At 56.8% G+C, this 24,834-nt stretch carries 34 protein-coding genes; 3 read left to right on the top strand and 31 right to left on the bottom strand.

From position 1 onward, the window contains the following. Positions 1-238: 238 nt before the first annotated feature. From AC2CHD_RS01890 to AC2CHD_RS01755, 28 genes are all read right to left on the bottom strand, one after another. Positions 239-508 carry a hypothetical protein gene (locus tag AC2CHD_RS01890; RefSeq protein WP_484552405.1) on the bottom strand — a complete coding sequence of 90 codons (270 nt, stop codon included), beginning with the start codon at positions 506-508 and terminating at the stop codon, positions 239-241. Further along, the gene (locus AC2CHD_RS01885) at positions 505-1,299 is read right to left on the bottom strand and encodes a glycoside hydrolase family 108 protein (RefSeq protein WP_484552404.1); all 795 of its coding nucleotides are present in this window, start codon (positions 1,297-1,299) and stop codon (positions 505-507) included. Before AC2CHD_RS01885 ends, AC2CHD_RS01890 begins: the two co-directional genes overlap by 4 nt. A gap of 273 nt (positions 1,300-1,572) precedes the next feature. Next, entirely contained in the window at positions 1,573-2,184 is a 612-nt protein-coding gene (locus AC2CHD_RS01880) for a DUF4376 domain-containing protein (protein WP_484552403.1), read from the bottom strand. Positions 2,185-2,240: 56 nt separating this feature from the next. Next, a complete protein-coding gene (locus tag AC2CHD_RS01875) occupies positions 2,241-3,284 on the bottom strand; it encodes a hypothetical protein (protein ID WP_484552402.1) in 1,044 nt (347 codons plus the stop codon). Continuing rightward, positions 3,274-3,426, bottom strand: a complete 153-nt coding sequence (locus AC2CHD_RS01870) for a hypothetical protein (RefSeq protein WP_484552401.1) — start codon at positions 3,424-3,426, stop codon at positions 3,274-3,276. Before AC2CHD_RS01870 ends, AC2CHD_RS01875 begins: the two co-directional genes overlap by 11 nt. A 128-nt stretch (positions 3,427-3,554) precedes the next feature. Then, positions 3,555-5,054 (bottom strand): hypothetical protein, encoded by a 1,500-nt coding sequence (locus AC2CHD_RS01865; protein WP_484552400.1) that lies wholly within the window; start codon positions 5,052-5,054, stop codon positions 3,555-3,557. Positions 5,055-5,107: 53 nt separating this feature from the next. Further along, the gene (locus AC2CHD_RS01860) at positions 5,108-7,639 is read right to left on the bottom strand and encodes a phage tail protein (RefSeq protein WP_484552399.1); all 2,532 of its coding nucleotides are present in this window, start codon (positions 7,637-7,639) and stop codon (positions 5,108-5,110) included. Positions 7,640-7,705: 66 nt separating this feature from the next. After that, complete coding sequence (locus tag AC2CHD_RS01855; protein ID WP_484552398.1) at positions 7,706-8,116, bottom strand: DUF6950 family protein; 411 nt, start codon at positions 8,114-8,116, stop codon at positions 7,706-7,708. Positions 8,117-8,119: 3 nt separating this feature from the next. Continuing rightward, positions 8,120-8,767, bottom strand: coding sequence for a baseplate hub domain-containing protein (locus AC2CHD_RS01850; protein ID WP_484552397.1), 648 nt, complete (start codon positions 8,765-8,767; stop codon positions 8,120-8,122). Between the two features lie 2 nt (positions 8,768-8,769). Further along, positions 8,770-9,282 carry a hypothetical protein gene (locus AC2CHD_RS01845; RefSeq protein WP_484552396.1) on the bottom strand — a complete coding sequence of 171 codons (513 nt, stop codon included), beginning with the start codon at positions 9,280-9,282 and terminating at the stop codon, positions 8,770-8,772. Between the two features lie 95 nt (positions 9,283-9,377). Then, positions 9,378-11,579: a tape measure protein gene (locus AC2CHD_RS01840; RefSeq protein WP_484552395.1), complete on the bottom strand. Its 2,202-nt coding sequence runs from the start codon at positions 11,577-11,579 to the stop codon at positions 9,378-9,380. Positions 11,580-11,974: 395 nt separating this feature from the next. Continuing rightward, positions 11,975-12,406 carry a gene transfer agent family protein gene (locus AC2CHD_RS01835; RefSeq protein WP_484552394.1) on the bottom strand — a complete coding sequence of 144 codons (432 nt, stop codon included), beginning with the start codon at positions 12,404-12,406 and terminating at the stop codon, positions 11,975-11,977. After that, positions 12,406-12,864 carry a phage tail tube protein gene (locus AC2CHD_RS01830; RefSeq protein ID WP_484552393.1) on the bottom strand — a complete coding sequence of 153 codons (459 nt, stop codon included), beginning with the start codon at positions 12,862-12,864 and terminating at the stop codon, positions 12,406-12,408. Before AC2CHD_RS01830 ends, AC2CHD_RS01835 begins: the two co-directional genes overlap by 1 nt. An 80-nt stretch (positions 12,865-12,944) precedes the next feature. After that, positions 12,945-13,151, bottom strand: a complete 207-nt coding sequence (locus AC2CHD_RS01825) for a hypothetical protein (RefSeq protein WP_484552392.1) — start codon at positions 13,149-13,151, stop codon at positions 12,945-12,947. Next, on the bottom strand, positions 13,151-13,555 hold the full coding sequence (locus tag AC2CHD_RS01820; RefSeq protein ID WP_484552391.1) for a DUF3168 domain-containing protein: 405 nt from the start codon (positions 13,553-13,555) through the stop codon (positions 13,151-13,153). Before AC2CHD_RS01820 ends, AC2CHD_RS01825 begins: the two co-directional genes overlap by 1 nt. Beyond that, positions 13,552-13,962, bottom strand: coding sequence for an HK97-gp10 family putative phage morphogenesis protein (locus AC2CHD_RS01815; RefSeq protein WP_484552390.1), 411 nt, complete (start codon positions 13,960-13,962; stop codon positions 13,552-13,554). The genes AC2CHD_RS01820 and AC2CHD_RS01815 overlap by 4 nt, the downstream gene beginning before the upstream one ends. Then, entirely contained in the window at positions 13,962-14,309 is a 348-nt protein-coding gene (locus AC2CHD_RS01810; RefSeq protein WP_484552389.1) for a phage head closure protein, read from the bottom strand. Before AC2CHD_RS01810 ends, AC2CHD_RS01815 begins: the two co-directional genes overlap by 1 nt. Before the next feature lie 9 nt (positions 14,310-14,318). Next, positions 14,319-14,834, bottom strand: coding sequence for a head-tail connector protein (locus AC2CHD_RS01805; RefSeq protein WP_484552388.1), 516 nt, complete (start codon positions 14,832-14,834; stop codon positions 14,319-14,321). Between the two features lie 66 nt (positions 14,835-14,900). Then, positions 14,901-16,082: a phage major capsid protein gene (locus AC2CHD_RS01800; protein WP_484552387.1), complete on the bottom strand. Its 1,182-nt coding sequence runs from the start codon at positions 16,080-16,082 to the stop codon at positions 14,901-14,903. 25 nt (positions 16,083-16,107) lie between these two features. After that, entirely contained in the window at positions 16,108-16,758 is a 651-nt protein-coding gene (locus tag AC2CHD_RS01795) for an HK97 family phage prohead protease (protein WP_484552386.1), read from the bottom strand. Beyond that, entirely contained in the window at positions 16,748-17,908 is a 1,161-nt protein-coding gene (locus tag AC2CHD_RS01790) for a phage portal protein (protein WP_484552385.1), read from the bottom strand. The genes AC2CHD_RS01795 and AC2CHD_RS01790 overlap by 11 nt, the downstream gene beginning before the upstream one ends. Continuing rightward, the gene (locus AC2CHD_RS01785; protein WP_484552384.1) at positions 17,905-19,689 is read right to left on the bottom strand and encodes a terminase large subunit; all 1,785 of its coding nucleotides are present in this window, start codon (positions 19,687-19,689) and stop codon (positions 17,905-17,907) included. The genes AC2CHD_RS01790 and AC2CHD_RS01785 overlap by 4 nt, the downstream gene beginning before the upstream one ends. After that, positions 19,649-20,053 carry a hypothetical protein gene (locus AC2CHD_RS01780; RefSeq protein ID WP_484552383.1) on the bottom strand — a complete coding sequence of 135 codons (405 nt, stop codon included), beginning with the start codon at positions 20,051-20,053 and terminating at the stop codon, positions 19,649-19,651. The genes AC2CHD_RS01785 and AC2CHD_RS01780 overlap by 41 nt, the downstream gene beginning before the upstream one ends. A 114-nt stretch (positions 20,054-20,167) precedes the next feature. After that, positions 20,168-20,434: a hypothetical protein gene (locus AC2CHD_RS01775; RefSeq protein ID WP_484552382.1), complete on the bottom strand. Its 267-nt coding sequence runs from the start codon at positions 20,432-20,434 to the stop codon at positions 20,168-20,170. Between the two features lie 5 nt (positions 20,435-20,439). Then, complete coding sequence (locus AC2CHD_RS01770) at positions 20,440-20,823, bottom strand: HNH endonuclease signature motif containing protein (protein ID WP_484552381.1); 384 nt, start codon at positions 20,821-20,823, stop codon at positions 20,440-20,442. Continuing rightward, complete coding sequence (locus AC2CHD_RS01765) at positions 20,781-20,957, bottom strand: hypothetical protein (RefSeq protein WP_484552380.1); 177 nt, start codon at positions 20,955-20,957, stop codon at positions 20,781-20,783. The genes AC2CHD_RS01770 and AC2CHD_RS01765 overlap by 43 nt, the downstream gene beginning before the upstream one ends. Before the next feature lie 41 nt (positions 20,958-20,998). Then, a complete protein-coding gene (locus AC2CHD_RS01760; protein WP_484552379.1) occupies positions 20,999-21,235 on the bottom strand; it encodes a hypothetical protein in 237 nt (78 codons plus the stop codon). A 117-nt stretch (positions 21,236-21,352) separates the two neighbouring features. Beyond that, a complete protein-coding gene (locus AC2CHD_RS01755) occupies positions 21,353-21,538 on the bottom strand; it encodes a hypothetical protein (RefSeq protein WP_484552378.1) in 186 nt (61 codons plus the stop codon). 262 nt (positions 21,539-21,800) lie between these two features. Here AC2CHD_RS01755 and AC2CHD_RS01750 point away from each other — a divergent pair, with 262 nt between their 5' ends. Then, on the top strand, positions 21,801-22,115 hold the full coding sequence (locus AC2CHD_RS01750) for a WYL domain-containing protein (protein ID WP_484552377.1): 315 nt from the start codon (positions 21,801-21,803) through the stop codon (positions 22,113-22,115). A 139-nt stretch (positions 22,116-22,254) separates the two neighbouring features. Continuing rightward, positions 22,255-22,803 (top strand): hypothetical protein, encoded by a 549-nt coding sequence (locus tag AC2CHD_RS01745; protein WP_484552376.1) that lies wholly within the window; start codon positions 22,255-22,257, stop codon positions 22,801-22,803. Positions 22,804-22,856: 53 nt separating this feature from the next. On the opposite strand, the gene AC2CHD_RS01740 is transcribed toward AC2CHD_RS01745, so the two are convergent. Both AC2CHD_RS01740 and AC2CHD_RS01735 read right to left on the bottom strand, forming a co-directional pair. Beyond that, positions 22,857-23,066, bottom strand: coding sequence for a hypothetical protein (locus AC2CHD_RS01740; protein WP_484552375.1), 210 nt, complete (start codon positions 23,064-23,066; stop codon positions 22,857-22,859). A 222-nt stretch (positions 23,067-23,288) separates the two neighbouring features. Then, on the bottom strand, positions 23,289-23,834 hold the full coding sequence (locus tag AC2CHD_RS01735; RefSeq protein ID WP_484552374.1) for a Panacea domain-containing protein: 546 nt from the start codon (positions 23,832-23,834) through the stop codon (positions 23,289-23,291). A 324-nt stretch (positions 23,835-24,158) separates the two neighbouring features. Between AC2CHD_RS01735 and AC2CHD_RS01730 the strand changes: the two genes are divergently transcribed. Further along, on the top strand, positions 24,159-24,410 hold the full coding sequence (locus AC2CHD_RS01730; protein WP_484552373.1) for a YMGG-like glycine zipper-containing protein: 252 nt from the start codon (positions 24,159-24,161) through the stop codon (positions 24,408-24,410). Between the two features lie 84 nt (positions 24,411-24,494). On the opposite strand, the gene AC2CHD_RS01725 is transcribed toward AC2CHD_RS01730, so the two are convergent. Next, positions 24,495-24,722: a hypothetical protein gene (locus tag AC2CHD_RS01725; RefSeq protein ID WP_484552372.1), complete on the bottom strand. Its 228-nt coding sequence runs from the start codon at positions 24,720-24,722 to the stop codon at positions 24,495-24,497. Between the last annotated feature and the right edge of the window lie 112 nt (positions 24,723-24,834).

The raw sequence follows: 24,834 nt of genomic DNA, 5'->3' as shown, positions 1-24,834 counted from the left end.
GAGCGTTAAAAGTAGCCGCTCGATCGCGTTTAGCCGTTCGTCGAGCCGTGCTACCTGTGCTTCTGTGCTACCTAGCATTAGCCCCTGCTCTTCAACTGCCTAAGGTCAATTCCCGCAGCGGTATTTCTGATACCGGCCACGATGCTGTGCGATGGCGACGGCAGTCATGCGATCATTCGCCACCAGGAAAGAGTTGGTAGCCGGCGCCGGGTTGATCGGCACCAGCACGTCGCAGGGCTCAGTCAGGCTCGTGCTCTGGCAGCTCGCAGCCGCCAAGAAGGGCACACAGGCCAGTGTCGTCAGCGCCAAGCGCTTTCTCATCGATTTTCCTTCCATCTTCCAGGATTGTGATGCGGTCGGATTGAAGGCGCTGGAGAACCGACACAGTGCCCCGGTGGTGGCCATAGAGATAGAGGCCGGTCGCAAGCGCCAGTACCAAAAGAACCGCACCCAGCGCCTGCCCCAGTTTCGAGAACAGGGCTTTGTAGACAATCCCGGCGCCGATCATGTGCCCTTCCCCTCGACCGCACCTTTGATGTCCCGAACTGCTGCCACGATCTGCGAGCGCAGGATCACCAGGACGAGAATAACCCCGACAAGCACACCGCCGCCCGCTGCAATGGCCTTCCAGTCCATCCCGGACAACCAGCCGAGCCCCAGCGCGCCGGATCCGAACAGACCAGTTGACCACTGCCAGAAGCCGGATTTTGCCTTCACCTTCTGCTCGACCTCAACGGGAACGGTGGGGCGCGGAACCGGCACAGGAACACGCTCCACGTCCGCTGGACGGCCAATCATGTTCATCGCATTCTTGCGCACACCGGCGACACGACGCGTCCAGCCCTTCCCGAAGGTTGGCCAATGTTTCAGCTTGCGCAGAAACGCCATGCGCGCATCGCAGAGACGATTGATGACCTCGGCCGGGTCCATGCGCTGAACCGCGGCGATGGTTTTCGGGCCCACCCGGCCATCCACTGTCGCACCGACGATTGATTGCAGATACTTCGCCGCCCGGCTCGGGCCGGAGTTCACGGCAAAATCGAAGACGGCATAGTCAACGCCAGAGGGCAGCGCCTGGGCATTCACGGCAGCCCAGTAGTGCCGATAATAGACTGTGGCGATCTGCTCATCCGTGATGGCTTTCAAATCGGCCTTGGTCGCATCCACCTTCACGTAGCGACGGAAGGTGTGCAGCGTGACCCCTTTCATGGTGGCTCCACCGGGATCGTCTGGATGATCGGCCCAACCGCCCTCGTCATTAAGGACGAGCGGAAGCGCCCGCGCGAAATTGCGGTCCATGTCGTTTCCTTTCGTGGTGATAAAGTCATGCGGAAAGCAACGCAGCCGAAGACACGCGCCCACCGGAGCAACAGATGTCAGTAGAGGTGGCGCACTACGTCATCGCACCAGTGAAGGTTCAGGTGCCGATCGCTACCTTTGGTTGCCGACGAGTGAGTTGTCCCCCTTGAGCGCCCCAAGCCTCGAGGCGTACACCCCAACGCCTCGCTCGTTGGCGCTCATTCTGGATGTACTATCTCCGGCTAAAGCGCAGCCACCCCTTCGCACATTGCGTCAACCTGCTCCGGCGTCAGGCCAATAACCGTCATCGGTGTAGTCCGCCGGGATAGGATCGGAGTCTTTGATCGCCCGCCCGGCGAAAATGTGCGCTTGCTTGTGCGCGAGTGCCGCTTGCCCGAATGCGTAAATCGTCTGCGCATCCATGACGTGTGTGCTGTTATCGGCGGCAATCCATGCGAAGTCATACGCGCCACCGTGCCAGCGCAAATCACCGGGTTGAGCGCCGGCCATGATCGCGCCAAGCGCTGCCGTTGCCGCGCCCGCGATGTTCTCGCGGTCGCTGGGGCGGGATTGGAAAAGGACGCCGTTGAACATGAAACCGGCATCAATGCGCCGGTCGCGTTCGGCGTCAACATCGAAACTCGTCTTTGGTGGAGGCACAAATGCGCCGCCATCCAAAATCATGCCTGGTTCGACGCTGGTGCTTTTCGGCACTTCGAATACGTCGCAATCAACCGGGAACATAGTGGTCGCGTCAATGCTGAAAGAACAGACCTTGCCGTCGCGCACCGCAACAGCAATGCCGCTGCGCTCGACCGAATGCGCAATGGCATACCAGTCATCGCCTTGCTCGTTGCGAATAAACAACCCGCCTGCATCAAGCATGGGGGCGGTTTCAGGTGTTCGCTCAGGGGTGTAGAGCGTGAAATGTCCTAAATGGTTCATAGCTGGCTCACTGTTGTCCAAACACCATTGATCTGCATCTGTACGGGGCGAGAGTATGAATCTTGAAGCGTCCCATCGGCGGCCCTCCAAAAGCCCCCAACCAGGTGACCCGAAGGCGGGTGCTGCCATCCGGGGCCGGGGGTAATCCACGTATAGTCCCGCGCTCCGGTTCTTACGCTCGTTACCGTCTCTGTTACGAGTGGAAGGTTAGTGCCGTTATACTTTGCGCGAGCCCCATTGCCTCGGAGATAGATCGGAATATCAGCCGAGCCGACATACACAGCGTCATCAGACCAGATGCCGATCAGGGTTTTGCTCGCCCCCCCTGTTGTTTTCGCACGAATAAAGGTTTCATTATCGGCCTCGATAGAGCCCGAAACGCTCCCCCCGCTCTTGGGTAGCGCATTGTCGGCCTTTGTGCCTTGCGCAGCCGTGGCAAACGCGCTTGTGGCCTGCGTAGCGGCTGAACCGAGCCCAAGAGTGCTTCTCGCTGCCTCATCGTCCTCGTCATCCAGAACTGTTTGCATGAACGCGGAGACCGAAAACCCATCCTTCAGTAGCTTGCCGCCCGTTCCATCGAAAAGCGCTACATTGCTATCGGTCGAGCTTGCTGGGCCGACGACATCACCGTTACCCGCATAGTCACTCAGGTCTGCCAGATCCATGGCACCGGCTCCGGAAAAGATGGGGAACGTGCCAGCCGCCCCCACCAGATCAGCCAATGCTGAAACGTTGCCGCTTTCAAGCAACTGTCCGATTTCCTGCAACGCCTGCCGATAAGCCACATGGTAGGGCGTGAAGGAAATGCGATACGGCTCGGCTGTCTGTGTCGGCCCAGGCCATGGATATGCCAGCGTGATCTGTGTGTCGCTGTCCACGGAAGCGATCGGCACCGGCATACCGACATGCTTGCCGAAATCATCGGCAGGCCGCACGATCTGCAGCCACGCCGTGCCCTGCCCTGTGACAACGGTCTGGCCTTGCGTAACGGATGCTGTGCCCGTTTCATAATAGCCCTGCTCGTAAAGATTACCCGCCATTGTTGGCATCCTTCTTTTCAGTCTTGGCCGCATCCTTTGCAGCCGCGTCCTGAAGCTGGCCGTTGACCTTGGTCAGCCGGTCGATCTCCACCTGCATGGCGTCCATTTCCTGCTGCTTGCGCTCCAGCGCATCAGCCAGCATGAGGTTGCGGTTTCGGTAATACTCATTGAGCCAGTCGCCTCGATGGCAGCAGCCATCGGGCTGACCTGCTTCTTCGGCTGGTCAGTCATGGAATATCCGGTGTTGTGGAAGCACGTTGTGGTGTGGTCTTAGAGGTTCGCCGGGATACCGAATATGTAGTATCGGATGCCGATTGGCTTATCTTGGTTGGAATAGACAGGATCAGCAGAACCGAGCCCACCACCGGCCCCTACCTCAAGCTGGTATGGGTGCCCCAGCGCCATGTGGAACTTCACGCTTGTGTCTGAAACAATCGCTACTGTTCCATCACTTGTCTGCATTCCGTAGAAATCCTGCCCACCATATATATTCCCGCGGAGGATTGACGCCTTGGGCGCAGTGATTGCGTAGAAATTTCCATCCCTATCTCTACGCTTGACATAGTATTTTAGGAACGGAATGAAGCCCCCATTGGTGAAGCTGATAGTCTTCGCGCGGTCCCCGTATCCCTTGTTTGTCGCGCCCTCGTTGAAGTCCGAGGCGGCAAGGTAACCTTCACTCAAGATCGGCATGTACGGCGCGCGCGTATCAAGCAGGATGTCAGAATCGCTGGGGTTGGTGTCTGACGATCCCGGGCGCTTTATGCGTACATGACCGCCCGAAAGAGTCTCAAAAACTTTGCTTCCACCCGAAGTGGTTTGCCCGCTTTCTCGCGTGATCACATAGGTTACAGTCAGATTCTTATCGCCATTGTTGACCAGCTTCACATGATTTGGATGGATTTCATACTCGAAGCGAAAATTCTGGTCTGAGAAAACCGACCCTGGCACGTGCTGTGGAACCGTTTGTGGCCCACCCTGCTCCCAAACCATGTAATCCACATAAGTATCTGCTGTTAGGGCTGGACCATCGGTATGGACATTGACGGCTTGCCAGGCACTCAGATTGATCCTGCCAGCTCGCGCGATCTTCAACGGCACCTTGTTTGAGTTGATGATAAGATCATCGGGGTCCCCTGAATCCACAGATGCGCCAGCTTTTGCAACCCTCACTGTGGTAGGCGTGATGAGCACACTTCTAGTTCCCCCGCCGGCAGGCGTTTGTGCGGGCATAGGAGTTTCGTCTGCCGGAAGGTCGTAGACAATCGAGAGTATGGAGGGACCGTCATCTCTGTATGGTGAAGTCGCCCCTTCAGCCTTCGTTGTCCACACATAAGGCGGATCAGAGACAGTCCAGAACCGACGCCGGGTGTCCATATTGTAGGTGGGTTGGCCGACATAGGCTCCAACCCATTGCCCATTGGTATTTTCGTCAAACTTCACGGTCCAGACCTTTGGACCTTCGACCCGTTCTCCTATACTCTTTACATTCCTGAATTCAGCAACTGGGGGATAAGCCAACCCCAGTATCCGGCTATAAAATATATGGCGGTCACCAAAAAAATTGTATTGGGAGTATGCCCTCAAGCACGAGTTTATATTCGTACCTGAAGGCTCATAAAACAGGCCATGCTGACCGTGATAGGCCCAATTGTAGCTATGCCGTTCGATTCTTTTGACATAGCCGATTTTCCCGGTTTCCGAGTTGAACAGAAACTTGGAATAATCGGTGTTCGGGGTCGTGAACGGATCATCGCCATTGTTCTTCATGACCTTGACGACGCCGCCTACCCCGGGCTTATGTCCGATGAATAGCCTGCTCATCAGTTGAACACTTCAATTGAGGCATTCGAACCGCTGCCGGTGATCAAGAGCTTTCCGTTGTTGGATGACAGCCGATCAAAATAGACCGTGCCAATGCGCGCATTCTCCATGTATGCAATCCCACTTCGAAACACGAACGGTGTGGTGATGTTGGATCCATCGGTTACAATGAACTCGTCGGCTTTGAAGATGACGCGCGACAGGTTGCCATCCGCATCGATGTAGAAGGCTGCGTCCGTGTTCTCAGCGGTCAGATAAACGCCATACCGCGCTATGCCGCCGCCCGGAGACGCTTCCGCCTCCGCCACGATGGACACGCTTGAAGCAATATCCCCGACCTGCGCTGTCAGCGCCGTTATCGCGCTGGAGTTCGCCGTTACGCGTCCATCCACCTCGTTGATTTCTGTGGTCAGAAGATCGACGGCCTGCGCAATGTCCTCTTCAATTGTGACTTCAAGCGCTTCTATGCGCTGCGCAATGGCCGATCCCGGACCAACGGCAACAATGATTGCTTCCTGATAGGAAGCTGTGATGTTGCCCGCTGTAACAGCCGCCTCACGACGCAGCCGCTGGATATTGCCATACTGCTGATCGAAATCAGCCATGTCCTTCGTGGCATTGTCCAGCCCACGCTCGATCTCTTCGCGCGTGTTGTAGTTCAGCCAGTCCGTGGCTTCATTGATGACTTCCGGATCAATCGTCACATCCGTAAACGGCTGGTCCGGTGTCGTCACCGCCATTGGCGCCGACCATGCGATCGGCCTTTGCGGGCTGGTAAGCAACCGTGTCCGAACCTGATATTCCGTGTCCGAAACCACCGCTTCCGTCAGAACCGCAATGGTCTGATCATCCGCAACGGTCATACTTACGCGAGACACCGGATCGTCGGTCGGCCACCATTCCAGTTCGACACCGACAACAGTCACGTCTTCGATTGCATCCCATGAGGCCTGAATGGCCGGCATGAGCTTGGTGCCAGAGCCTGCCGTTACCCCCGCAAGCTGCAGGTTCTGGACCTCTTGCAGATAGACCGGCTTTCCGGGCGGATACGGCACCACAGGCGCCGGTACCGTCACCGCGTCATAGATCGAAGCATCGCGCTGCTGGAGCGCAATCCGCACATTGCGCGGTCCCTGGCTATCCAGAGAGTAAAGCGTGGATTCCGTCACCAGATAGGTGAGCGTGCCGTAACGGTCCGACTGCCACGTAATCCAGTCACCGGCTTTCAGACCACGCCAGCGCGGCCGGAGCGTGATCTCTGCCGTAGCCTCCAGACGGTTCTCGGCTGCATAGATTGATGCAAGCTGTTTAGCCTGCCGTGCACTCGTGACCGTGGGGAAGTCCATGACCAGATCGCGGGTGCGACGGTCCACCACGATAGCGCTGTCCAGCACCACCGGGTCATAACCAACCATCGACCACAACTGGCTTGGATCCGGATGCGTGCCGGAGATTGAATTGACCAGTTCGGCCATCGACCGCTTGGCCTGCCAGCGCACCGGTTCACCCACGACAAGGTCATCATCGGTGATCGTGGCAACAACTGGCTGGGCAGCACCAATCATCGGCCAGGAACCGTCCGGGGCATCGATCACGACACCGCCACACGCCTTCATGATGGATTCGATGTTCTCGCCATGGGTGGCGGTGCAATCCAGAAGGATCGAGCACCGATAGCGCTTTTCGCCCTCCACAATCTCATCACAGACGTTTGCCGCCGCCGTGAACTTGTCTAGTGGCAGATCGCTTGCAGGCATCTCCATGCCACAGAACAGATCACCATTGACCGATAGTCCGCGCCGATAATTGTAGTCGATCACAATCGGATTGTCGGTCCACTCATGGGTGGAAGGATCGTTCCAGCGATGCGGGCCCGTGCCACCCACCGTTGAATCCTTGCGCCAGTCATAGAGCTTGGCGCCTTTGAACTCGAAGAACACATCCGGCATTCCGACCGTCTTTTCGCGGTCGTACTTTGCCTTGACGATGACATAGGAGCACCCAACACCGACACAGCTTTCACCCCACCGATCGGTCGGGTTTGCATTGTCCACCAGGTCGGGATCCGCCGTAACCTGTGTGCCGTCATGGAACTTGATCCACGCCAGGTTCGCATATTCGCCCGACGTGACCTTGCGGTATCCGTTGGCCTGCGGGGCATCGAGCGTCACCCACTCGCCGTTGATCGCGACACGTTCAAGGCTGGTGCAGGGATAATCGGATAGCTGGTAGACGTCCTGCAGCCAGCCATTGTCATTGCCGAACGTGTTGACGTGGATCTCATGACCGGCAATGCCCACCAAGCCACAGGCGACTTGTCGCGGTACGTCTGCGCCGTATTCGGTGTGAATCTTGACGCCGGTCGGTTCTGGGGCCTTTTGCTTCTGTTTCAGGAGCGCGGAAGCGGCAAGGTTCAGGCCAAGGGTAAGAACGACCTTTCCCAGAACCGTCCCGGCAACGCCAACAAGGAAGGAGCCGACAGCGCCAACAGTGCTGACAATTGCGCCAATCGCAGCACCAATAAAAGGCATGAGTTACCCTCCGCGCGGTGCTATGCGCCCGCGTTAAACAGTCTGATTGTCTGTGGTTGGTGGCGGTTAGCGGTCGCCTACCCGAAACGCCGCCTTCACCTCGGCAGCCGGCAAGAACTCGAGCGAGCGTTCGCCACGCGTCGCAAATCCTATGGAGGTAAAGACGCCTCCGGAGATGACGCTATCGCGCTCCACGACGCCCAGATCGCCGCGCTGGGCCATCAATCGGCCTATCTCTGGCAGGCGAGCGCGGAAAGCGTCTTCCACGGTCTCAAACCCGCGCTTGCGAAGCTGCTTACCGGCTCCAGCTTCCGTCTTGTATCGAACGCCGGGATAAAGCTTCTCGCCAGTAATGGCCTCGAAAGCATCTGCAGGGATGAGGTAGCAGTCAGACACGCCATATTCGCTCGGCAGTGCCATGTGCTTTTCAATCACCTCGTTGAGGCGCTTTTCCCAATCACGAACCCGTTCAATCATTGGCTAGATTCCGAGACGCTTGTTGATGTCATCAATGAAGCCCTGAATGGACCCGAAGCCCCGCGTCCTCTTCGGGGTGGAGCGCGCCCTGCCCCAGAAGATTTCCTCACGTCCGGTAATGGCGGCATTCACATAGAAGTTGTCGCCCTCAACACGGCGATACTGGTCCGCCATGTTGCGCTTGCGGCCATTGGTGCGGATGTAGTCCAGCGCCCGCGTCTCGCAGTCGGCTATGAGCTTGTAGCCCTCTTCCGGGGCTTCCTCGTGCGATAGCTGGTCGATATATCCGCGCCGCAATGCCTCGACGTGCAAGAGCGCCCCCGTATCGGGATGAAAAAACGCATCGAAAATGGTGACGGGCCGGTCGCGATAATCCTCCGCTTCGATGGTCTTGAGCACATCCGGCGTCAGCCCATCGTCGGGCGATTCCGCAAGCTCAATTGTGAACTGCCGCGCCGTGGTGCCCGTGCCTCCGGGGAGGTCCGACACCTTGATGATGCCACCCGGTTGATAGGTCAGACCATTCCACTCAATCGGCTGGTCCGATTTTGCAAAACCATAGGTGCCGGTGCCGAACTGGAACTTCATAAGCCCGCGAATGGCAATGCGGCCTTCATCCAATAGGTCTTGAACGACTGTGGGGAGTGCCATCTCTAAACCCTGCTCTCGACAAATGAGAAGGAAACGCGCGGCTTGCCCTCGTCTGGAACCGACCAGGAGCCCGGAACAGGACGCATGACTAACTCTGGCTGGATAAAGCGAACCACTGCTCCATTGGTGATATAGGAACGCGGGGGCGGCTCCACGGTCACCGTTCGGCTTGTCCCGGAACCGGACGCCGCCGTTACGCGATGCAGGCTACGGAAATTGCCATCTTCAAGCCCTATCAGATCGCCAGTCGTCAAAGACAGGGACGCGGAAACACCACCGATCGCAAGCACATTGCCATCGGTTATGTTGTCCAGAACACCGGTATCTTGCGCAGGCGTCGGATCTGAAATGTGGGCAAACGGTCGGCACGTCACGTTCTGCGTCACCAACGTGGACCTGATGCCACCGCGCAAGGTCTCCCACCACGCGGTAAGTTCTGCCAGCTTCTTCTCATCGAGCGCGACCGAATTGAAGGTAATCGTCCACACCGGATCGCTAACCTCGGAGTAGTTCATACGCCCTGCCCCAGAGGCGACGGAACGTACATCCCGAACCAGTTGGAACCGTGCGAACCCGAACCGGATATGCGGATGGGTAAAGGGGAAGGCTGTCAAATCGCGTTCCTCTTTCTGGCGTTCCCCATATTGGCGAGGAAGCGCTGATAGTTGCCCTTGTCGTATTCCTTCAGAGCCTGCATCACGATAGAGCGTGTTTGTTCCGGGTTGTCCGAACCACTCGCATCGATGTTGTAAGTTGGAGCGTATGCAGAACCGCCCTGCATGGCCGCACCTCTGGGCAAGACGACCTCGCCTTTCTGAAGGATCGCGGGGATTTCACCCGGCTGGAGACCTGCTACGCCACCCTTGTGATAGCGCTTCGCTCCCGTGAATACTGACGGAGAAACAGCCCGACCATGGCCGTAACCATCCCGCCCGGCAACACCGCCGCTGTGGAGAATGCCGGGAATGATCGCCCCGCCAAGCAGGCCGCCACCGCCACCAAGGCCGCCTCCCAGGGCACCGAAGAGATTGTTGAGCGCCATTTCCAACAGCTTATCGGCAACCTTAGTAAGTGCGTTTGCCAAGGCTTCTGTAGCGCTCACGCCATTGCGCATGTCGCTTATGAACCCGCTGAGGACATCCTTGCCGAGGGCTCGCATGTCTTCGACCTGCTCTCGCGCTTTCTCCTGCGATTCCGCTAAACGCTCTGCCTCTGCCGAAGCCGTTGCATATGCCCCGGCTAGCCCTTCGATTTGGGCGCGAAGCTGAGGCGTTATCTCAAGACCGGCTTTCTTCGCCGCATTCTCCAGCTCGATAATCGAAGCTGCACGTTCGACCGCATAGCCATAATCTTCAACCAACGGGTTGATTGCCGCCTGAGCGGCAGTCATGGCTTCGATGGATGCCGTCCGCTCTTTGATCTGCGCAATCTCGCGCTGATATTCGTTTTCGCGGGTGTCGCCTCTGCTCCCTTTTTTGCCAGACCCGGTGTCTGGGACTGAGTAAGACTTAAGGGAGACGCGCTCAGGCTTCTTACCGGCTCCGAGTGCCTTTCGTCGCGCGTCCTCACTCGCCATGATCGCATCGTCGCGCTCTGCCGTATCGATGCGCACCGCAATCGGGTCAAGCATTGTGTCTGGCATGTTGGCGATTTCTGCCCTGACCTGCGCCAACCGCCCCATGACTTCATCAAGCCGGGACAATGCCTCGGTATTGTCAAAGCCGAGCTCGGTATTCTCTGCGATCCTAGCCTGAAGGAGCTCAACTTCCCTCTCTAGGGCTGCGGCTTCCTGCTTCGCGGCCTCAGCGTCGAGATTGATCATATTGCCTTCGGAATCGGTAATTCCGAGAGCTTCATTCAGCGACTTGAACGCTTGGGCGTTGCCGAGATCATTCAGGAACGTGGTCAACGCGCCGTGAGCCTGACTGATTTTGTTGATAAACGACGAAACGTCGAAATCCGATATCGCCTCGGCGGCACTGTTGATGCCTTGCGCAAAGCGGTTGCTTGCACCAGTTGAACGATTGAATTCACGGGCAGTGTCGATGAGTGAGGTTTGAAGATTGCCGAGCGCTTGGCTTACAGTGAACTGAGCTCCCGCCACCTTTTCTCTGAGCGTATACGCCCCTGCTTCAAATGCCCTAAAGAACGCCTCAGACGATACCTTGCCGTCGATTATAAGTCTTCTGAGGTTAGCGACAGAACCGCCAGCTTCTTCCAGACCAGCGGCGGCCGCCTGCGCGATTGGCAAAGCGCCTTCCAAGATGGCGTTGAATTCTTCGGCGCGGACTATTCCGGCTCCAATAGCTTGGGACAGCTGGATTAAAGCGCCTTTAGACTCTTCAGCACTCTTCCCGGAGACCCTCAATGCGACCGCAACGTTGTTGGAGAAATTGACCATCTCCTGTTGGGTTACATTCAACTCCTTCTGAGCAAGGGCAGCGCTACCATATAATTTCACAAGCGCTTCAAGAGGCGCAGCGTTTGCGATAGCGCTGTCTCTTAGCTGGCCGTATACCTTTTCGAGCTCTGCCCCAGAAAGACCCGCCACCTTTAGGGAGTTGTCAATCCTCGTGGCCGCGTCGGAAAGCTCCTTTAGTTCCCTTGCTGTGAACCCGGCTGCAAATGCACCAACCAGCGACCGGCCAAGCCCTGCAAAGGACTGGCCCAATCGCCTGTTCATCTGTGCAAAACGACCCTCAATGCGTCGGGCTTGCCTTTCAACAGTCCCTGTGGCCTTCTTCATCTCCTTTTCAAGCTTGGTCTGGGTCGCCTCAATGCGGACAATCAGACGCTCGACATCAACCGCCATCGTAACTACCTTTCACCCGACCTTTTGAAGGAGGCTTGATATGAGAAGAGCTTTGCTCGCCGCAGCGATGGTTTCTTTCGCAACGGTTGCGCAGGCGGAGACCTATCGGCTGATCCATGCGATAGGGAACGCGGAAAAGGAAATTGCCCGGGGCCTAAAGAAGGCCGAGTGCGAAGCAATGAAGAGAGACAGGAAACGGATCGCAACCAATTTAGGCGTCCACATTGAAAAGCTCGGTATCGGATCCATAACCTGTTTGCCTGAGAGCATTTTCAGCGATTAGAACCCGGCAATGCCAAGTTCGGAAAGACGCTCGTCGGAAATCTCCTGACCCTTTGGCTTCTCGCCATTGGCAAGCAAGTAACCGTCAACCGCCGCGCCGAACTCCCACAGCGTCATTTCACCGATGTTTGGGTGGAGGATGCCTGACCACCCATAAAAGCCGGAGAAGCGCCATTTTCCTCGCGGGAGAGGTTCGCGTCCACTTCCGCCCCTCCCGCTTCCGATTCCCCCACCGGGTCTTCCTCGCTGCCAAACAGTGCCGATGCCAAAACAGCTTGTGCCGTCATCACCGACAGGGAAAGCGGTTCATCCTCGACATGACGCTTGACCAGTTTGCGGGCTTCCTCTTTCTCAAGGCCACCGCCTTCAAGGCCAAGGCGAATTGGCTGGATCACATCATCAACAAACCATCGACCAGAGGCGAGACGGTTCAGGACATGCGCCGGGCCAGCATCGCACTTGTCCTGGAGAGCCCGAAGAAGCTCAATGGTGAGCAGGAAGGTGTGTTCTCCCCCTGCCCACGTGATCTCCACACCGCGCGCCATTAGGCCTTCGCCGTGCGTGTCGGCACACCGTCAAACTGGATCTCAACCTCAGCCGTGACCTTCTGCCCCTTGGTGCGGGAGTTGTTGAGGTTCACCAGAAGCGCGGGGCCGGATTCGAGTTCGGTATCGCCCGTGGTGCCGTCGTTCTCCACCTTGGCATTGCGCAGGCGAATGTTCCGCGTGCTGCCCTCATACCACCAATCCATCATGGTTTCGTGGCTCTGAAGCGCCCAAACGCCAGAGCCGGAAATCGTGACCTCCTGCGACCGCACGGCACGCTCAAGCGAGACCGGCAAGCTCTCGTCATCGCAGTCCGGAACCTCAGTCGTATCGATGTTGGAAGTGCGATTGATGGTGACATCGGTGAGACCGCAAAGAGCAGCATAGGTGCCGCTCTCTGGTGTGGTCTCCACCTCCAGAATCAGTTCTTCATATTTTGCAGTAGTGGCTCGTGCCATTTCATTTCTCCATGCGGGAATAGGCCGGTAAAGCACCAGCCGAAGCTAAGGGCGTCTTGCCCGTTCTCAGGTGATGGGCGTTATCCCGCCCGCTTGGCGCGCTTGTAGGCGCGTTTCTGTTCCGGCTTGGGGCTTTCAACCCTCTCAGCCGCACCGGCCTTCACAGCCGCGTCTATGACCTTGCCAGGGAACTCCTGCGGATCATCCAATGGCTCGATCTTGATGCAGACAGCACGCTCCGGTCGGAAGTCGTAATTGAAAACTCGCGTGAACTTGGCCCAGGGCATTAATGCTCCTCCACCATACATTCGACCGTCACCACGCCATGAGCCGTGATTCCGTCAGGGTCTTTGAAGTATCGGATGCCAGTCACACGCATCTGCACCAGAGCGTTGACGGTGAGTGTACCGTCATAATCGTGCAGCGCCTTCTTCACCGCATCAGCGAGGGACTTCACCTCTTTGAACTTGCCGGATTTGCGGGACCAACAGTCAAGCTGGATCGTCTCTGTACGGCCTGTGATGCATTCCGCGTCATCTTCGATCGCATCAGACGGGCCGAATGACACGTAAGGGAATGTCGCCTTGCCATCCTGACCGTCAATGATCCGATCTTCGCAGATCGCGTGAACGCCCGCATCAGCCACAAGGCGGTCATAGATCAGGGCTTGAAGCTCGTTTGAAGCACTCATTTCGCACCCTCCTTGATGGCCTTCTTCATCTCACGAGTGATGCGCGATTTGATGCGGCGTTTGAGAAAACGATAACTGACATAGAAATAGGGCTGAGGTGCGTGGTGCTGCGTGCCGAACTCCTGCCAGCGAGCCCAGAATGCCTCGTCACTGCCTGCATAGACCGTTATTCGCTCGCCGCCATCCACTGCATCGGATTCCGCTAGAACCATCGAGCCTTTAGGGGCACCGCCCCAGGTCCAGCCGATACTATCGCGTAGTGCTCCGCTATCCACCGGCACAAGGCCTTTTGCCATCGCGACGAGCTCGTTGGCGCCCTTCTCCATTGCCGCACGGGTCTTCGCTCGGACACGCTCCGGAATAGTTACTGTCAGCTTGCGCTTGAGCGAACTAAGCCCCTGCACCATCAGACAGCCACACCGCTCTCTGCCAGGAACTCGACATATTGCCGATCCTTGGTGATCTCACGGGACCGGATATTGAACTCTTCGCCCGTGCGCTTATCGGTGATCAGCCAATCAGTCCCGACAGCCTTCGTTTCAGACGATGCGCGCACTTTGATGACCGTTGGTTGCCTGCCCGATAGACGCGCCGCCTGTACCGTCTCAGAGCCTCGCAGGCGCGTATATTCAGCCCGGCAAGTAAACTGTGGCTCCCAGCCTTCTTCCCGGCCGCCCTGACCGTCTGATACGCGGTGCGGCTTCGAGAACTCGACACGCTCGTAGAGCTGCGCTGCTTCATTCCGCCTAGCCATGAGCGCGCCTCAGAATGCAAAACTGCGATGGGTGGCAACCATCGCCCGCACACTTGCAGGCGGTGCCTCACCGCTATGGTCGTAGAAATACTCAGCGGTTTGAAGTACCGACACTTTCAATTTCTCAGGGACGTTGCCCGCGCCGATGCCCGCCGTGAAGACGACCGTCGCTTCTGAAACGTCCGGCGCATCCTCGATCACAAGTCTGCCATCCTCAATCGACCATTCCGTGATTGTGCCAGGAGCGCCGAGAGGGTCCAGATAAGTGATGGAGGTAATGACGGGGTTGGGATACCCCTTGAATGACAGACAGAAGTCTTTGCCCGTCGCTGTGAATTCCGTGGTCAGCAGAACCGTTTGACAAACGTCCTGCACCCATTCGACCGCGCCCGCGAGGTACTGCGTCAGCAATGCATCGTCGTCGGGGTTGTAAACGCCGCTGTCGTCTGCATTGCGGACCTGCTTGCGCAAGAGGTCGAGTGAAACAACCTCACCCACAGGTTCGCCAGACTGCACGATATCCATGCCGCACCTCGTCAAATGGGGAAGCAAGGGGCAGTCGCCCGCCCCTCGCAAGTCACAGCCGATCCCTTACGGGGTCGGGACGGTGATATCGCCATAGATGATGCCTTCAGGGCGAAGGGTCTCAAGCTGGAGACGCTCTTCGAGAAGGATCGTCACAAGGTTCTTGACGAAGTTGTCGCGGTCCTCGGTGGAACGACGGACTTCAATGCCTTTGCGCTGCCAGATCAGGGTGTTGCCGACAAAACCACCAACCATGAACTTGCCCTGCGCAAGCCCCTTGGTGCGAACGACCGGCAGACCCCATGCCGTGTTGCCACGGAATGCGGGATGCAGATATTCGCCGTTATTGTCTTTCGCCAGATCGAGCGCAGCAGCGTCGAGATGGTTCATGACAACAGCCGAAGCGACCAGATCGGACTCTGCAACCTGCGCGATGGCAACACGAATGTCGTCCATCGCGTTTTCAGGCGTCACGCCGGGAACTGTGGTGTTGACATAAGCCGTGGAGTTGGTGATGAGGCCATCCACGCGACCCGTAGTGCCGTCACCATTGAGGATTTCAGCCTCTTCCTTCAGCATCAGGCCATAAAGACCGCGCTGATTGATGTAGGCTTCCATGCCGTCCACATCGTCAAGGGTTTCTTCCGTCACGCGGAAGAAGTGAGCCATCTTGACCATCGGAGACGCCTTCGGGGCGAAGGTCAGTTCCGACTGCGGCTTCTGTGCGCCTTCAAGAACCGTGGCCGCATTGTTGGTGTAGCCGGTTTCCTGAAGATATTCGATCACCGCAGCAGCAGTGTTTGCAGACGGGATCACATCACGCAGGAACAGCGCCTGAGTGACAGGCTCAATCAGACCGCGATTGCCACGGCGCACGCCACCAGGAAGCTCCACGGTGCCGAAAGATGCAGTGGAGATATCCTTGACCTCAAAGCGTGCCTTGTGGTCATCCTTGAGCGTCTGGAAGTCCTTGTGCTCCGCGATGATGCGACCGAGGGACTTGCCCTCAGTGTTGCGAGCATTGAGCTTCTTGGTCAGGTCAGTGACCGTCTCGCCAAGCTCTGCCAGTTCCTTGCCGGTCTCTTCCGATTTGGCCTTGAGCTCGTCAATCGCCTCGCCAGAGATGGCTTTTTCTTCCATGGCCTTGAGCTGTTCGGCAAGATCTGCCTGCTTCTTGGACACTTCGGAAAGGGTGGACTTGAAGTCCTTTGCAGTGGCCTCGATGGCCTCTTTGATTTCCATATCCATCTAATTTATCTCCTGTGATGGATCGTTAGACTTTGAAGCTGTCTCGAATGAGCTTCGCGATCTCCCCGGCGGATGCGTCACGCGATCCATCGCCAAGAGCTGTCGGCGCTAGCGCAGCCTGCGCTTTTGCCATCCATGCAGGGAAACCAGCGTCTCGCATGGCTTTTTCCACCGCACGTTTCAGAGGCACCGTGTCACCGGACTTCGATGCCTCAAGAATGAAATCCATGTCTTTGAATGACTCGACCGACGCTTCGACCTGCATCGGGAATGCCACCACGGAAACCTCATAGAGTTTGACCTCCTGAAGAAGCCGTGCGCCGTCTTTCACGCCTGTCTTCGCAGACAGGTAGCCAATCGATAGGCCCTCAATGGCGCCCATTTTGATTAGCTCGTATACGTCCCGGCCCTTCGTTGTCCCGAGCGCGATCTGGCCCTCAACGTAGAGGCCCTTTTCATCTTCCTTGACCACATTCCACTTGCCAATCGGGTGGTCAGGATCGTGGCCCCACAACATGCGCGGGTGACGCTCTTTAAGGCTCTTGGAGTACGCCCCAGGAACGACAATATCGCCGCCCTGATCAATGATGTTGAAGTGAGAGGCGTAACCCGTAATCACACCCTCATCGGTGACGGTTTCAGCCTCAAGCGTGCTGAATTTGCGTTCAAGCTGCATCGTTTGCGGCCCCGTTCGTTGGTAGAGTGTCTCCGCCCTCAGTAGGGTTCTGCCCCATGCGGGCGCGGATATCGTTTGGCGTCTCCCACGCGGCATTGTTGCCGAGCGCCTTGGCCGCATATTCAGCCTGCGTCTTCAAGTCGCCACGGTAGTATTGCGTCTCATCGAGATTGACGAACTGCCCCGGATCCAAAAGCGAAAAGGCAATGGCCTGCTCCCATCGACGCACCCACGGGCCGAGTGTGACGGTCATGTGATAATCCATCGCGTCAGCAATGCGTGTCAGGGATTGCCCGGCTGCATCATGAGCAAGGAAGATCGGATGAATGCCATAGGCCCGCGCAACCTCCTCAATAAGGAAGCGGCGCGTTTCCAGAAGCTGCATTTCCGCTTGGGTCGGCACGATGCTCTTGTACGCGGCACCGCTGTCGAAAATAGGCGTGTTCGGAAGCTTGTCCTTCAGAGCATCGCGGATTCCTTGAGCCGCACCTTCCGAAAGCTGCTCGTTGGTCGAGATATAGCCGGGAACGGCCTTGCGGTTCGCGTCATCGTCCTGCCGGTCTTCCAGCTTCCACGCGAGGTTCAAGACCTTCTTGATCTCGCTGGTGATATCCAGCCCTACAATATCTTGCCAACGCGGATTCGTGACCTCTATGAAATCACGCCGCGTCATGTTGTCCATTTGCCCTACGCCGGGGATTGTGGCGGAATAGATGGCCCTGCCCGTTTCTGGATCTTTGCGCACGTTCACGCCACCATCCAGCAAGGGGATAAGCCGCCGAATTTTCCCCTTGTACCCTCTGTCGATATAAGCGCGCCCAACACCTTCGAAGACCGCGTGGAGCGTTAGGGATTCAACAAATTCGACAGGCGTCATGTAGTCGTTAGGCTGGACGCAAAGGCGGTCGTAAATTGGCCCCTCGAAAACTGGCGTGCGAATGGCCCTGCCCTGCGCATCCCGCTTCTTGGTGCCGGTGACGATATGCATCGCGGCAACGCCTTCTGCAATGCGCAGACCTGCCGCAAGGGCAGAAGTCACGCGAAGCTGCAAGCTAGACGCCTTTATGCCGCGCTCGGTGATATACTCCATGTAGAACCGGTTGCCGTTCCGGTCCCAGTCCGATTTCTTGGAAAACGGCCATAGCTTCATGTGAATAGAACTCCGCTTTCCATGTAGCTGCGCTTGCCAACCCGCTCGGACTTGGATGCGCCAACTGCCATTGCCATCGACACCATTCCGTCGATGCGCCCGCGTGATCTGCGCTTGTCGAATGCTTGGTTACCTTGCCCGTCGGTGACGATAATCGCGTTGGAGGCGCAAACATCGGTCATCTTGTTTGCGTCGATGATAACTTCGCGCTTGAGAATCTTGTCAGTAAACCGGCTGATCGAGTGCGGCATACAAAGCTGCCTATCCTCGAACGCCACGCGCGTTCCCTGCGCATGAGTAACGATCTTCAATCCGATGCCAGCAGGTTTTTCTGGCCCCATGTATCGCCAGACCTGAAGTCCGATTTCATCACAAGCCGCTATGAAGTCCGACACATAGGCCGGATCGACCGTCAGACTATCTACGCGATGCTTCGCAACGAACTCAGATACCTTTTGCGCAACGAAGGTGTAATCGATCACTTCGCTGTCGAGGATTGCGATATGACCGTCCGCAGCATACTTGCGATATGGCACGCGATCATCTGCTTCGCGCCGGTCAATACCGCCCTTGGTAGTCCAGTAATACGCCTTGAGCGCCAAGCGGTCCTTTTCGTCTCGCCAGCACGCAGAAAGCGCGGTCAAATCGTTCTTCTTCGACAAATCCAGCGCCAGGAAGCACGAGATTTCCTTGTAATCGTCTTCGGAAACCGGCTCCTGAACGGCTCGCCAAGCACTCTCGTCTTCCAGCCAAAAGCCAGATGAACCGACCGGTTTGCCGAAATAAAGCCTCTCCGTGGTTAACCGCTCCGATGCGTCATGCTTGGCGGTCTGCACACGCCGCCGCACATTCTCAATCGGATAGGTCACACCAAGCGCAGGTAGCGCTTTGATCCAGCAACTTTCATCGTTGAAAGGGTCATCGTCATCATCGACCCGCGCGATATACGAGAACGCGCTATCGTCCTCGATTAAACCTTCTGCAACGCGCTGGTAGAACTCCGATAAATCCGTGCCTACAGCCTGATCCACCGCTGGCGTATTCGTGCCGAGGATCATCAACGGATCACCCGGCATCTTATCAATCGCAGCCTTCCAGAGACGGATGGCCTTGTCAGTCCGCCATTCGTGTATCTCGTCACCGAAGACGGCAATAGGCTTGTAGCCCGAATTGCTGTCCGTCGCGGCAATCGGCAGGAACTTCGCCTTTTGGTCAGGAACCTCGATCTTCCAGGCATTGTCGCCAACGCCTCGAATGATCACCTTGCCGATACTCTCCAACGTCTCCTCACCCCGTCCGGGGATTGGCGAGCGGCATAGAGCAACCGCGTCCGAAAACAGTACCTTTGCCTGATCCTTGTCATTCGCGATGGCATAGGCTTCTGCACGTGAAACGCCACAGAAGCCGGTCATATACAGCCCTATCGCACCCATGAGCGGCGATTTGGCCTGACCCTTGCCCGTCTCTATCCACGCATGGCGGAAGCGTCTTGCGCCCGTGGCATCACGCCAGCCAAACAGACTGCCAACCACAAAGGTCATCCAGTCCAGAAGATGGAACGGTTCACCTTCCTTTGCACCCGCTGTAACGGTGAACATCGCCGGGAAGAACCGAAATGCTCTTGCCGCCTCTTCCACATCAAAACGAAGCCCGCGCTCGTGGCCGTGCTCCAAGTCATTCAAGTGACGCTGGCAAGCAGCCCGGACAAATCGCCCTGCAACGATTTCCCCCGCGAGAACCTTATTGGCGTAATCCGTTGTCGGGTCCGAGGAATTCGTCACTTGGCGCACTCCTCACAGGAGCCTTCTTCTCAACGGGTTTCGCCGTAGCCTCGCCAAACATGGCCTTTTCAAGCTTTAGAAGGCGGTCGTTCAGCTTCTCGCAGGCCGACCAGTTGAAATTGAAAACGTCCCCGCCGTTCGGGCCTTCCTTGACCGGACCTTCCTGTGCTGCAATCGGATAAAGGCACTCATACTCGACACGAGCGCGCACATACCGATCTGCACGAGCCACATTCGCAGCCGTAACAGCATCAGCGTCCTTCAGCGCTTTCGCGATCTCTTTCCAGAACAGAACTGCCAGTTCCGCCCGCTCCTCGTCTTCCTTGAAGATGGTACGATAGCGAGGCTGAATGAGCTTCGTCATGATGTGACAACAATCGTTCTAACCCCTACCGCCTCTCCCGATCTGATCTCGGTGCATTTGGAGGGGGGGCGCGGGTCTCCAGACAAAGGGGGTGCCTTTAAAATCAGACGGGGCCTAACCCTTTGCTTTCCTTAATCTCTTGCGTTCGGACTGATTGTCGCCTGCCTCTACCGGCTTAGGTGACTGCACCTTGGCAGGCTTGAGGCCCATAGCCTTGGCTTTGGCGTAACCTGTCGTGATGGCGTTGGTGACCTGATAGCTGCGCACCTTGGCCGTGTCTTCGCCATCGATGCGCGCCTTGATCATATCTGCCATGAGTGAAGCTTTGGGCTGGCCTTCGATGCTCTGCCAATAGGCAAGCGCCATGCGTTCGCGTTCCATGTCTCTCACCTATTCCATGGATGATTGGGGTCTAGCGGCTTCCCGTCTTCATCGTGGCCGCTGATATAGCCTCTATGCGTATGCCTCTGGACGCTGCCGTCATGGCATTCCTTGCATACAGCCATGAGGTTCTGTTCATCGAAGAACAGCGCCTTATTGCCCTTGTGGTCCTTGATGTGGTGGACGACCGGCGCGTTAGGCTGGTTGGCCTTGCCTATGAGCGACCGCCCGCAGCCGTGCCATTGGCAGGTGTAGCTATCCCTTAGGAGTATCCGTTCCCGCAAGATTGACCATGCTGCGCTGCTGTATAGCTCGCGATACTCTGGACGGAAGCGTCGCCTGTTGCTCACCCGAACTCCTTGAGCATATCCGCCTGGCGCTCCAGCCATTCAATCACGTCTTTGATCGGCATACTGGTTGCCATGAGGTTGATAGCGCATTCCGCAAACTGCATGGACTGTTCACGCTTGAAGCGTTCCGCCGCCCTGTGCGCCATCTCATCTATGTGGGAATAGTCGCCCATTATCTCATACCTCTTATGCGATGGCCGGGCTTAGGCATGTGTTATGCGGAAGGCGGGACCAAGCCGCCTTCACCGTAGCAATGAATGTTCTCTAACATTGATGCCGACATTATCGCCTTGTTGCCCTTGAAAAGGATGTAGTTCTCATCGTCACCAAATCGGATGGATAGATCGGTGTGAACGTCTGCATCCTCGCTTGGTGCGGCATCCGCCGTCTGTGTCGCCACGCCAGCGAGAGGTGCAGCACCAAGGAAGCGAAGGAAGGAACGGCGTTTCATGTCAGTTCTCCAGGTACTGCTCAGTTGCCTTTGCTGCGAGAGCGTCTAGGTCAGGCATTACCGAGACCGCCCCAGCCTTCACGTTGTGCCGTCATATGCCTGTGCTCCTGTAGGGAGTTAGTCGCGCTTCGGGTCGGCTACGTCTTTCACGTTGTCCACGAGACGGGACAGAGCGTCAGCCGTGTAGGGGCGGTCACGGTCAGTCGTAGCGCCGCCCATCGTGACAACGTCTGCTGCAGCCGAAATAGGGACATCGACAACGGAAGCGGTTGCCTTGACCATGGATTCAAGAAGGCCAAACATTCGCATTCTCCTGTGGGGAGGACTTTGCATTTTTTGCAATTTGCTCAGGGCGGATAACGTCTTATGCTGAGCGCTCTTGCAGCGCATTAATCAGCTACTCAGCAAGCCTTACGGCATTCGCGTGGGCCTAGGGCTTTCGCTTGCGACCGCGCCGCCGTCCTGATGAGGTAGCCCGCTCACCCCGCTAGGCTTAGATAGCTTCTGTGAGGCGATTGTATATTTTACAAACCACAAGCCCAAAGCTACCGTTTCGGGATTGGGAATGGAGGGTTTGGATATGGCTATTCACGACGAAATTTGCCAAGCAGTTAGAGACCGGCAAGTCATCACCTTTTGGTACGAGGGCTCGAACCCGTCGCAACGGACGGTCGAGCCCTTTTGTCTTGGGTGGGACGAAGCAGGAGACGACCTAACCTTGTGTGCTTGGCAGCTATCAGGAGGAAGCGGACAAGGCTGGCGCGATTTTCACGTCGCCAATGTTCGCGGGCTATCCACAACTGGACAGAGTTTCTCAGGCGCACGGCCAGACTATAACCCAAACGACTCAACCATGAGTCGGATTGTCTGTAGAGTTTGATGCCACCACAATTGCACGGCATCGGCCATTTCGCCGGAAAGTCATATGGCGAGCAACTAGACCAGTGATTGGTGAACATGGCCTTCTCCAATAAAAAAGCTCGCTCAATGGCGGGCGTCATTCACAAGGATGACTCTTAATGGTTCAGCATCCTATAGCCTTCTGCTCCACACATGGCTTTTTCCCCGCCACTACAATCGGCATAGGTAGGAATGCTCAGCTATCCATGATCGGCTGCGGAACCAACTGCTACGTTCGCGGCTGCGACAAGACTGCTGAAATTTTGCCAGGGACCTACGAAGCTAATGGCAGCCACCTCAATCTCCTCCTTGATCCTAGCATTTCACCGGGAGCTCTTCGGCATCTACAGGAGTTGGTCGGTAAGCTTCAGCGAAACGAGATCACCCCCGAACAGGCGAAGCTTGAGGCGGAAAAGATATCTCCTCAAGCGGGCAAGCTGTTCGATATTGCGAATTGGTCGGATCAGGCGAAGGCTACACTTTATGCCGCGATTATCGGGGCTGTGAGCGTGGTAGCTGCGGCAAAGTTGGCATCCTCCCCTTCAACAGTGGTTCACAACCATCCTGTAGTGGAGAGGGTCATCGAGAAACACACCAGAGACTTTCAGACCAGCACTAGAATTCAACTAGTCCCCATCCCAACGCCGCGACCAAAAGAACCCCGCTGAAAACGCCAGTGGGGACGCCCACTAACAAGCCCATTTGGAATGTCCAGAAGGCGTCACTTACTCTTCTCGCGGCCATTGGATTTGTCCTCCTTCGGCGGGGTCTTCTTCGCCAACTTCTTTACGATCCGGTCAAAAGCTTCTTCCGACTGGTCGGTTTCGAGTTCGCGGGCGGCAGCGCGGAACTTGTCGGCTTGAGTCTTACGCTCGCCCGACTGCCCCGTATTTTGCGTCGGTGAACCGGGCTGCTTTGATCGTGGTTTCAAGCCTTGTAACCTCATAAATCAACGTAATCGTGGGCTGTTGAATGGAACGGGCACCCTCGTAGGTGAAGACGAGAACAGTACCTCCCTCATTCAAAGGAACCCCGACTGTCGGATCTCGCGCTATCACCCAGGTAGCACACTCCCAAGCCACGGCAATCCCGGGCCATTTTTCTAGCGCGACTTCAAGCGCCTCTGTCGCTTCTTCATCTTCAACAAGATGCACTAGACCAGCCCGAGTTCCTTTGCCTTTGCCTTAGCCCAAGCTAGTTCTTCATCGTTCGGATCACGAACCCGCTCCGCAAGAATGGAGTAGAAAGGAAGCCGCTCGCCCTGCTTGGCGATCTCCCACCCGTAATTGTGTGAAAGATCACTTATGCTTTCAGCCGTGTGTTCTTCATCCGCGTGCTTTATCCAGAAGTCGATTTCTCGCTTTTCGTCGGGAGTGAATACATTGGCGTCCGGTGGTGTGATAGCCTTAAAGCGCCACCCCTCACGGTCGTAAAATCTGTCTTTCCACTGCTGAATAGCACCGGAGTGGACGAGTTCATCCCGGATTTTCCACGCATCGCGGGGCATAGGACCGAACTTCTCACGGACGTAAGGGGCCCCAGTAATCGACTCGCCGGCCAGCACGAAGCGCCGAGCGTCAGAAAACCATGCCACCTTATAGAGTTTAGTCGCACCGAATCCCGGACGCACACCAGCAGCCCAAATCACATAGTGAATTAGGCTCTTCAGTCGGTTCCGGTCATACGCGCGATCAGTCATTTTAAACCTTCGACGCGCAATTAGGTATCTCGCATGGGGATATCTAGCCCTTGCTCATGGTGTGGCAGGATACATCAGTCTGCGCCCCTTTGCACCTTCCAGCGCGCGGAAAGCGCGTTCGTTATCATCCACACCAAGTGCTCATGGCTGGTATGCAATGCAGTGACCGGGGTCTTGTTTAGGTAAAGGATAAACGGCCGGGCTACCCCAACCTAGCTGATTTGCGCCGCCGGGCCTCACGTTGGCTCCCGAACTGCTTGTCGGTGAGCGCAATATCTGGTTACCTTCCAGCTTCGTCGAGTAGTCTTGTTTAGGAGGAACGAAATGGTTCGAAAAATGCTTGTCGTTGCGGTAGCGGCCATTGCCCTAGCTGGATGCACTACTACAGAACGGGACCTCAGTGTCGGAACGGCCGCAGGAGCAGTTGTAGGTGGACTGGCCGGCGGTGGTCGAGGTGCACTTATCGGCGCCGGTGCAGGAGCGCTTGGCGGCCTTCTCGTTCGAAACCTGCGCAATGGCTACTGCGAGTACCGAGGCCGCAACGGTCGGATATACAGGGCGCGGTGCCGGAGGTAGTTTGGTCTGGCTGCAAAGCCTGTCTGATCTTGCTTTTACCGGCGCGAATCGAACGCACGACCTCCAGGTTGTGAGCTTGGCGAGCTACCACTGCTCTACGGTGCTGAAATTGATGCCCGTCGCAGTGTCGAGGGGCTTCCCGTTAAAGTCATCGGCCGCTTCGATTCGATCTATCGCCAACAGCCCGGCTACCAGCACCATTACAAGCAGCAGAATAAGCGATGGCCACCAAGGCCGATCTCTCGAATGCGACCAAACAGGCGCGGCCGCCACCACGAACCCGACGACGATGGCGCCGATCAGTAGGATCATGCCGCTTCCTGGCTTCACGCTGTCGCCTGCGCTCGCTGCAGGTTTCAGCTCAATCGAATTCGATTAGTCTACCTTGTAGATCAAGGTGCAAACGCGATCTACGGCCTAAAGA

Source organism: Nitratireductor sp. ATLC21 (assembly GCF_057196525.1).
Note: the sequence above shows the minus strand (reverse complement) of the source record. Positions and strands in the feature narration are given on the sequence as shown.

Bases quoted from the DNA above. Each gene is read 5' to 3' on its own strand.
- AC2CHD_RS01890 (WP_484552405.1), bottom strand. From the start codon at position 508: ATGATCGGCGCCGGGATTGTCTACAAAGCCCTGTTCTCGAAACTGGGG.
- AC2CHD_RS01885 (WP_484552404.1), bottom strand. From the start codon at position 1,299: ATGGACCGCAATTTCGCGCGGGCGCTTCCGCTCGTCCTTAATGACGAG.
- AC2CHD_RS01880 (WP_484552403.1), bottom strand. From the start codon at position 2,184: ATGCTTGATGCAGGCGGGTTGTTTATTCGCAACGAGCAAGGCGATGAC.
- AC2CHD_RS01875 (WP_484552402.1), bottom strand. From the start codon at position 3,284: ATGGCGGGTAATCTTTACGAGCAGGGCTATTATGAAACGGGCACAGCA.
- AC2CHD_RS01870 (WP_484552401.1), bottom strand. From the start codon at position 3,426: ATGCTGGCTGATGCGCTGGAGCGCAAGCAGCAGGAAATGGACGCCATG.
- AC2CHD_RS01865 (WP_484552400.1), bottom strand. From the start codon at position 5,054: ATGAAGAACAATGGCGATGATCCGTTCACGACCCCGAACACCGATTAT.
- AC2CHD_RS01860 (WP_484552399.1), bottom strand. From the start codon at position 7,639: ATGCCTTTTATTGGTGCTGCGATTGGCGCAATTGTCAGCACTGTTGGC.
- AC2CHD_RS01855 (WP_484552398.1), bottom strand. From the start codon at position 8,116: ATGATTGAACGGGTTCGTGATTGGGAAAAGCGCCTCAACGAGGTGATT.
- AC2CHD_RS01850 (WP_484552397.1), bottom strand. From the start codon at position 8,767: ATGGCACTCCCCACAGTCGTTCAAGACCTATTGGATGAAGGCCGCATT.
- AC2CHD_RS01845 (WP_484552396.1), bottom strand. From the start codon at position 9,282: ATGAACTACTCCGAGGTTAGCGATCCGGTGTGGACGATTACCTTCAAT.
- AC2CHD_RS01840 (WP_484552395.1), bottom strand. From the start codon at position 11,579: ATGGCGGTTGATGTCGAGCGTCTGATTGTCCGCATTGAGGCGACCCAG.
- AC2CHD_RS01835 (WP_484552394.1), bottom strand. From the start codon at position 12,406: ATGGCGCGCGGTGTGGAGATCACGTGGGCAGGGGGAGAACACACCTTC.
- AC2CHD_RS01830 (WP_484552393.1), bottom strand. From the start codon at position 12,864: ATGGCACGAGCCACTACTGCAAAATATGAAGAACTGATTCTGGAGGTG.
- AC2CHD_RS01825 (WP_484552392.1), bottom strand. From the start codon at position 13,151: ATGCCCTGGGCCAAGTTCACGCGAGTTTTCAATTACGACTTCCGACCG.
- AC2CHD_RS01820 (WP_484552391.1), bottom strand. From the start codon at position 13,555: ATGAGTGCTTCAAACGAGCTTCAAGCCCTGATCTATGACCGCCTTGTG.
- AC2CHD_RS01815 (WP_484552390.1), bottom strand. From the start codon at position 13,962: ATGGTGCAGGGGCTTAGTTCGCTCAAGCGCAAGCTGACAGTAACTATT.
- AC2CHD_RS01810 (WP_484552389.1), bottom strand. From the start codon at position 14,309: ATGGCTAGGCGGAATGAAGCAGCGCAGCTCTACGAGCGTGTCGAGTTC.
- AC2CHD_RS01805 (WP_484552388.1), bottom strand. From the start codon at position 14,834: ATGGATATCGTGCAGTCTGGCGAACCTGTGGGTGAGGTTGTTTCACTC.
- AC2CHD_RS01800 (WP_484552387.1), bottom strand. From the start codon at position 16,082: ATGGATATGGAAATCAAAGAGGCCATCGAGGCCACTGCAAAGGACTTC.
- AC2CHD_RS01795 (WP_484552386.1), bottom strand. From the start codon at position 16,758: ATGCAGCTTGAACGCAAATTCAGCACGCTTGAGGCTGAAACCGTCACC.
- AC2CHD_RS01790 (WP_484552385.1), bottom strand. From the start codon at position 17,908: ATGAAGCTATGGCCGTTTTCCAAGAAATCGGACTGGGACCGGAACGGC.
- AC2CHD_RS01780 (WP_484552383.1), bottom strand. From the start codon at position 20,053: ATGACGAAGCTCATTCAGCCTCGCTATCGTACCATCTTCAAGGAAGAC.
- AC2CHD_RS01775 (WP_484552382.1), bottom strand. From the start codon at position 20,434: ATGGAACGCGAACGCATGGCGCTTGCCTATTGGCAGAGCATCGAAGGC.
- AC2CHD_RS01770 (WP_484552381.1), bottom strand. From the start codon at position 20,823: ATGGCTGGAGCGCCAGGCGGATATGCTCAAGGAGTTCGGGTGAGCAAC.
- AC2CHD_RS01765 (WP_484552380.1), bottom strand. From the start codon at position 20,957: ATGGGCGACTATTCCCACATAGATGAGATGGCGCACAGGGCGGCGGAA.
- AC2CHD_RS01760 (WP_484552379.1), bottom strand. From the start codon at position 21,235: ATGAAACGCCGTTCCTTCCTTCGCTTCCTTGGTGCTGCACCTCTCGCT.
- AC2CHD_RS01755 (WP_484552378.1), bottom strand. From the start codon at position 21,538: ATGTTTGGCCTTCTTGAATCCATGGTCAAGGCAACCGCTTCCGTTGTC.
- AC2CHD_RS01750 (WP_484552377.1), top strand. From the start codon at position 21,801: ATGGAGGGTTTGGATATGGCTATTCACGACGAAATTTGCCAAGCAGTT.
- AC2CHD_RS01745 (WP_484552376.1), top strand. From the start codon at position 22,255: ATGGTTCAGCATCCTATAGCCTTCTGCTCCACACATGGCTTTTTCCCC.
- AC2CHD_RS01735 (WP_484552374.1), bottom strand. From the start codon at position 23,834: ATGACTGATCGCGCGTATGACCGGAACCGACTGAAGAGCCTAATTCAC.
- AC2CHD_RS01730 (WP_484552373.1), top strand. From the start codon at position 24,159: ATGGTTCGAAAAATGCTTGTCGTTGCGGTAGCGGCCATTGCCCTAGCT.
- AC2CHD_RS01725 (WP_484552372.1), bottom strand. From the start codon at position 24,722: ATGATCCTACTGATCGGCGCCATCGTCGTCGGGTTCGTGGTGGCGGCC.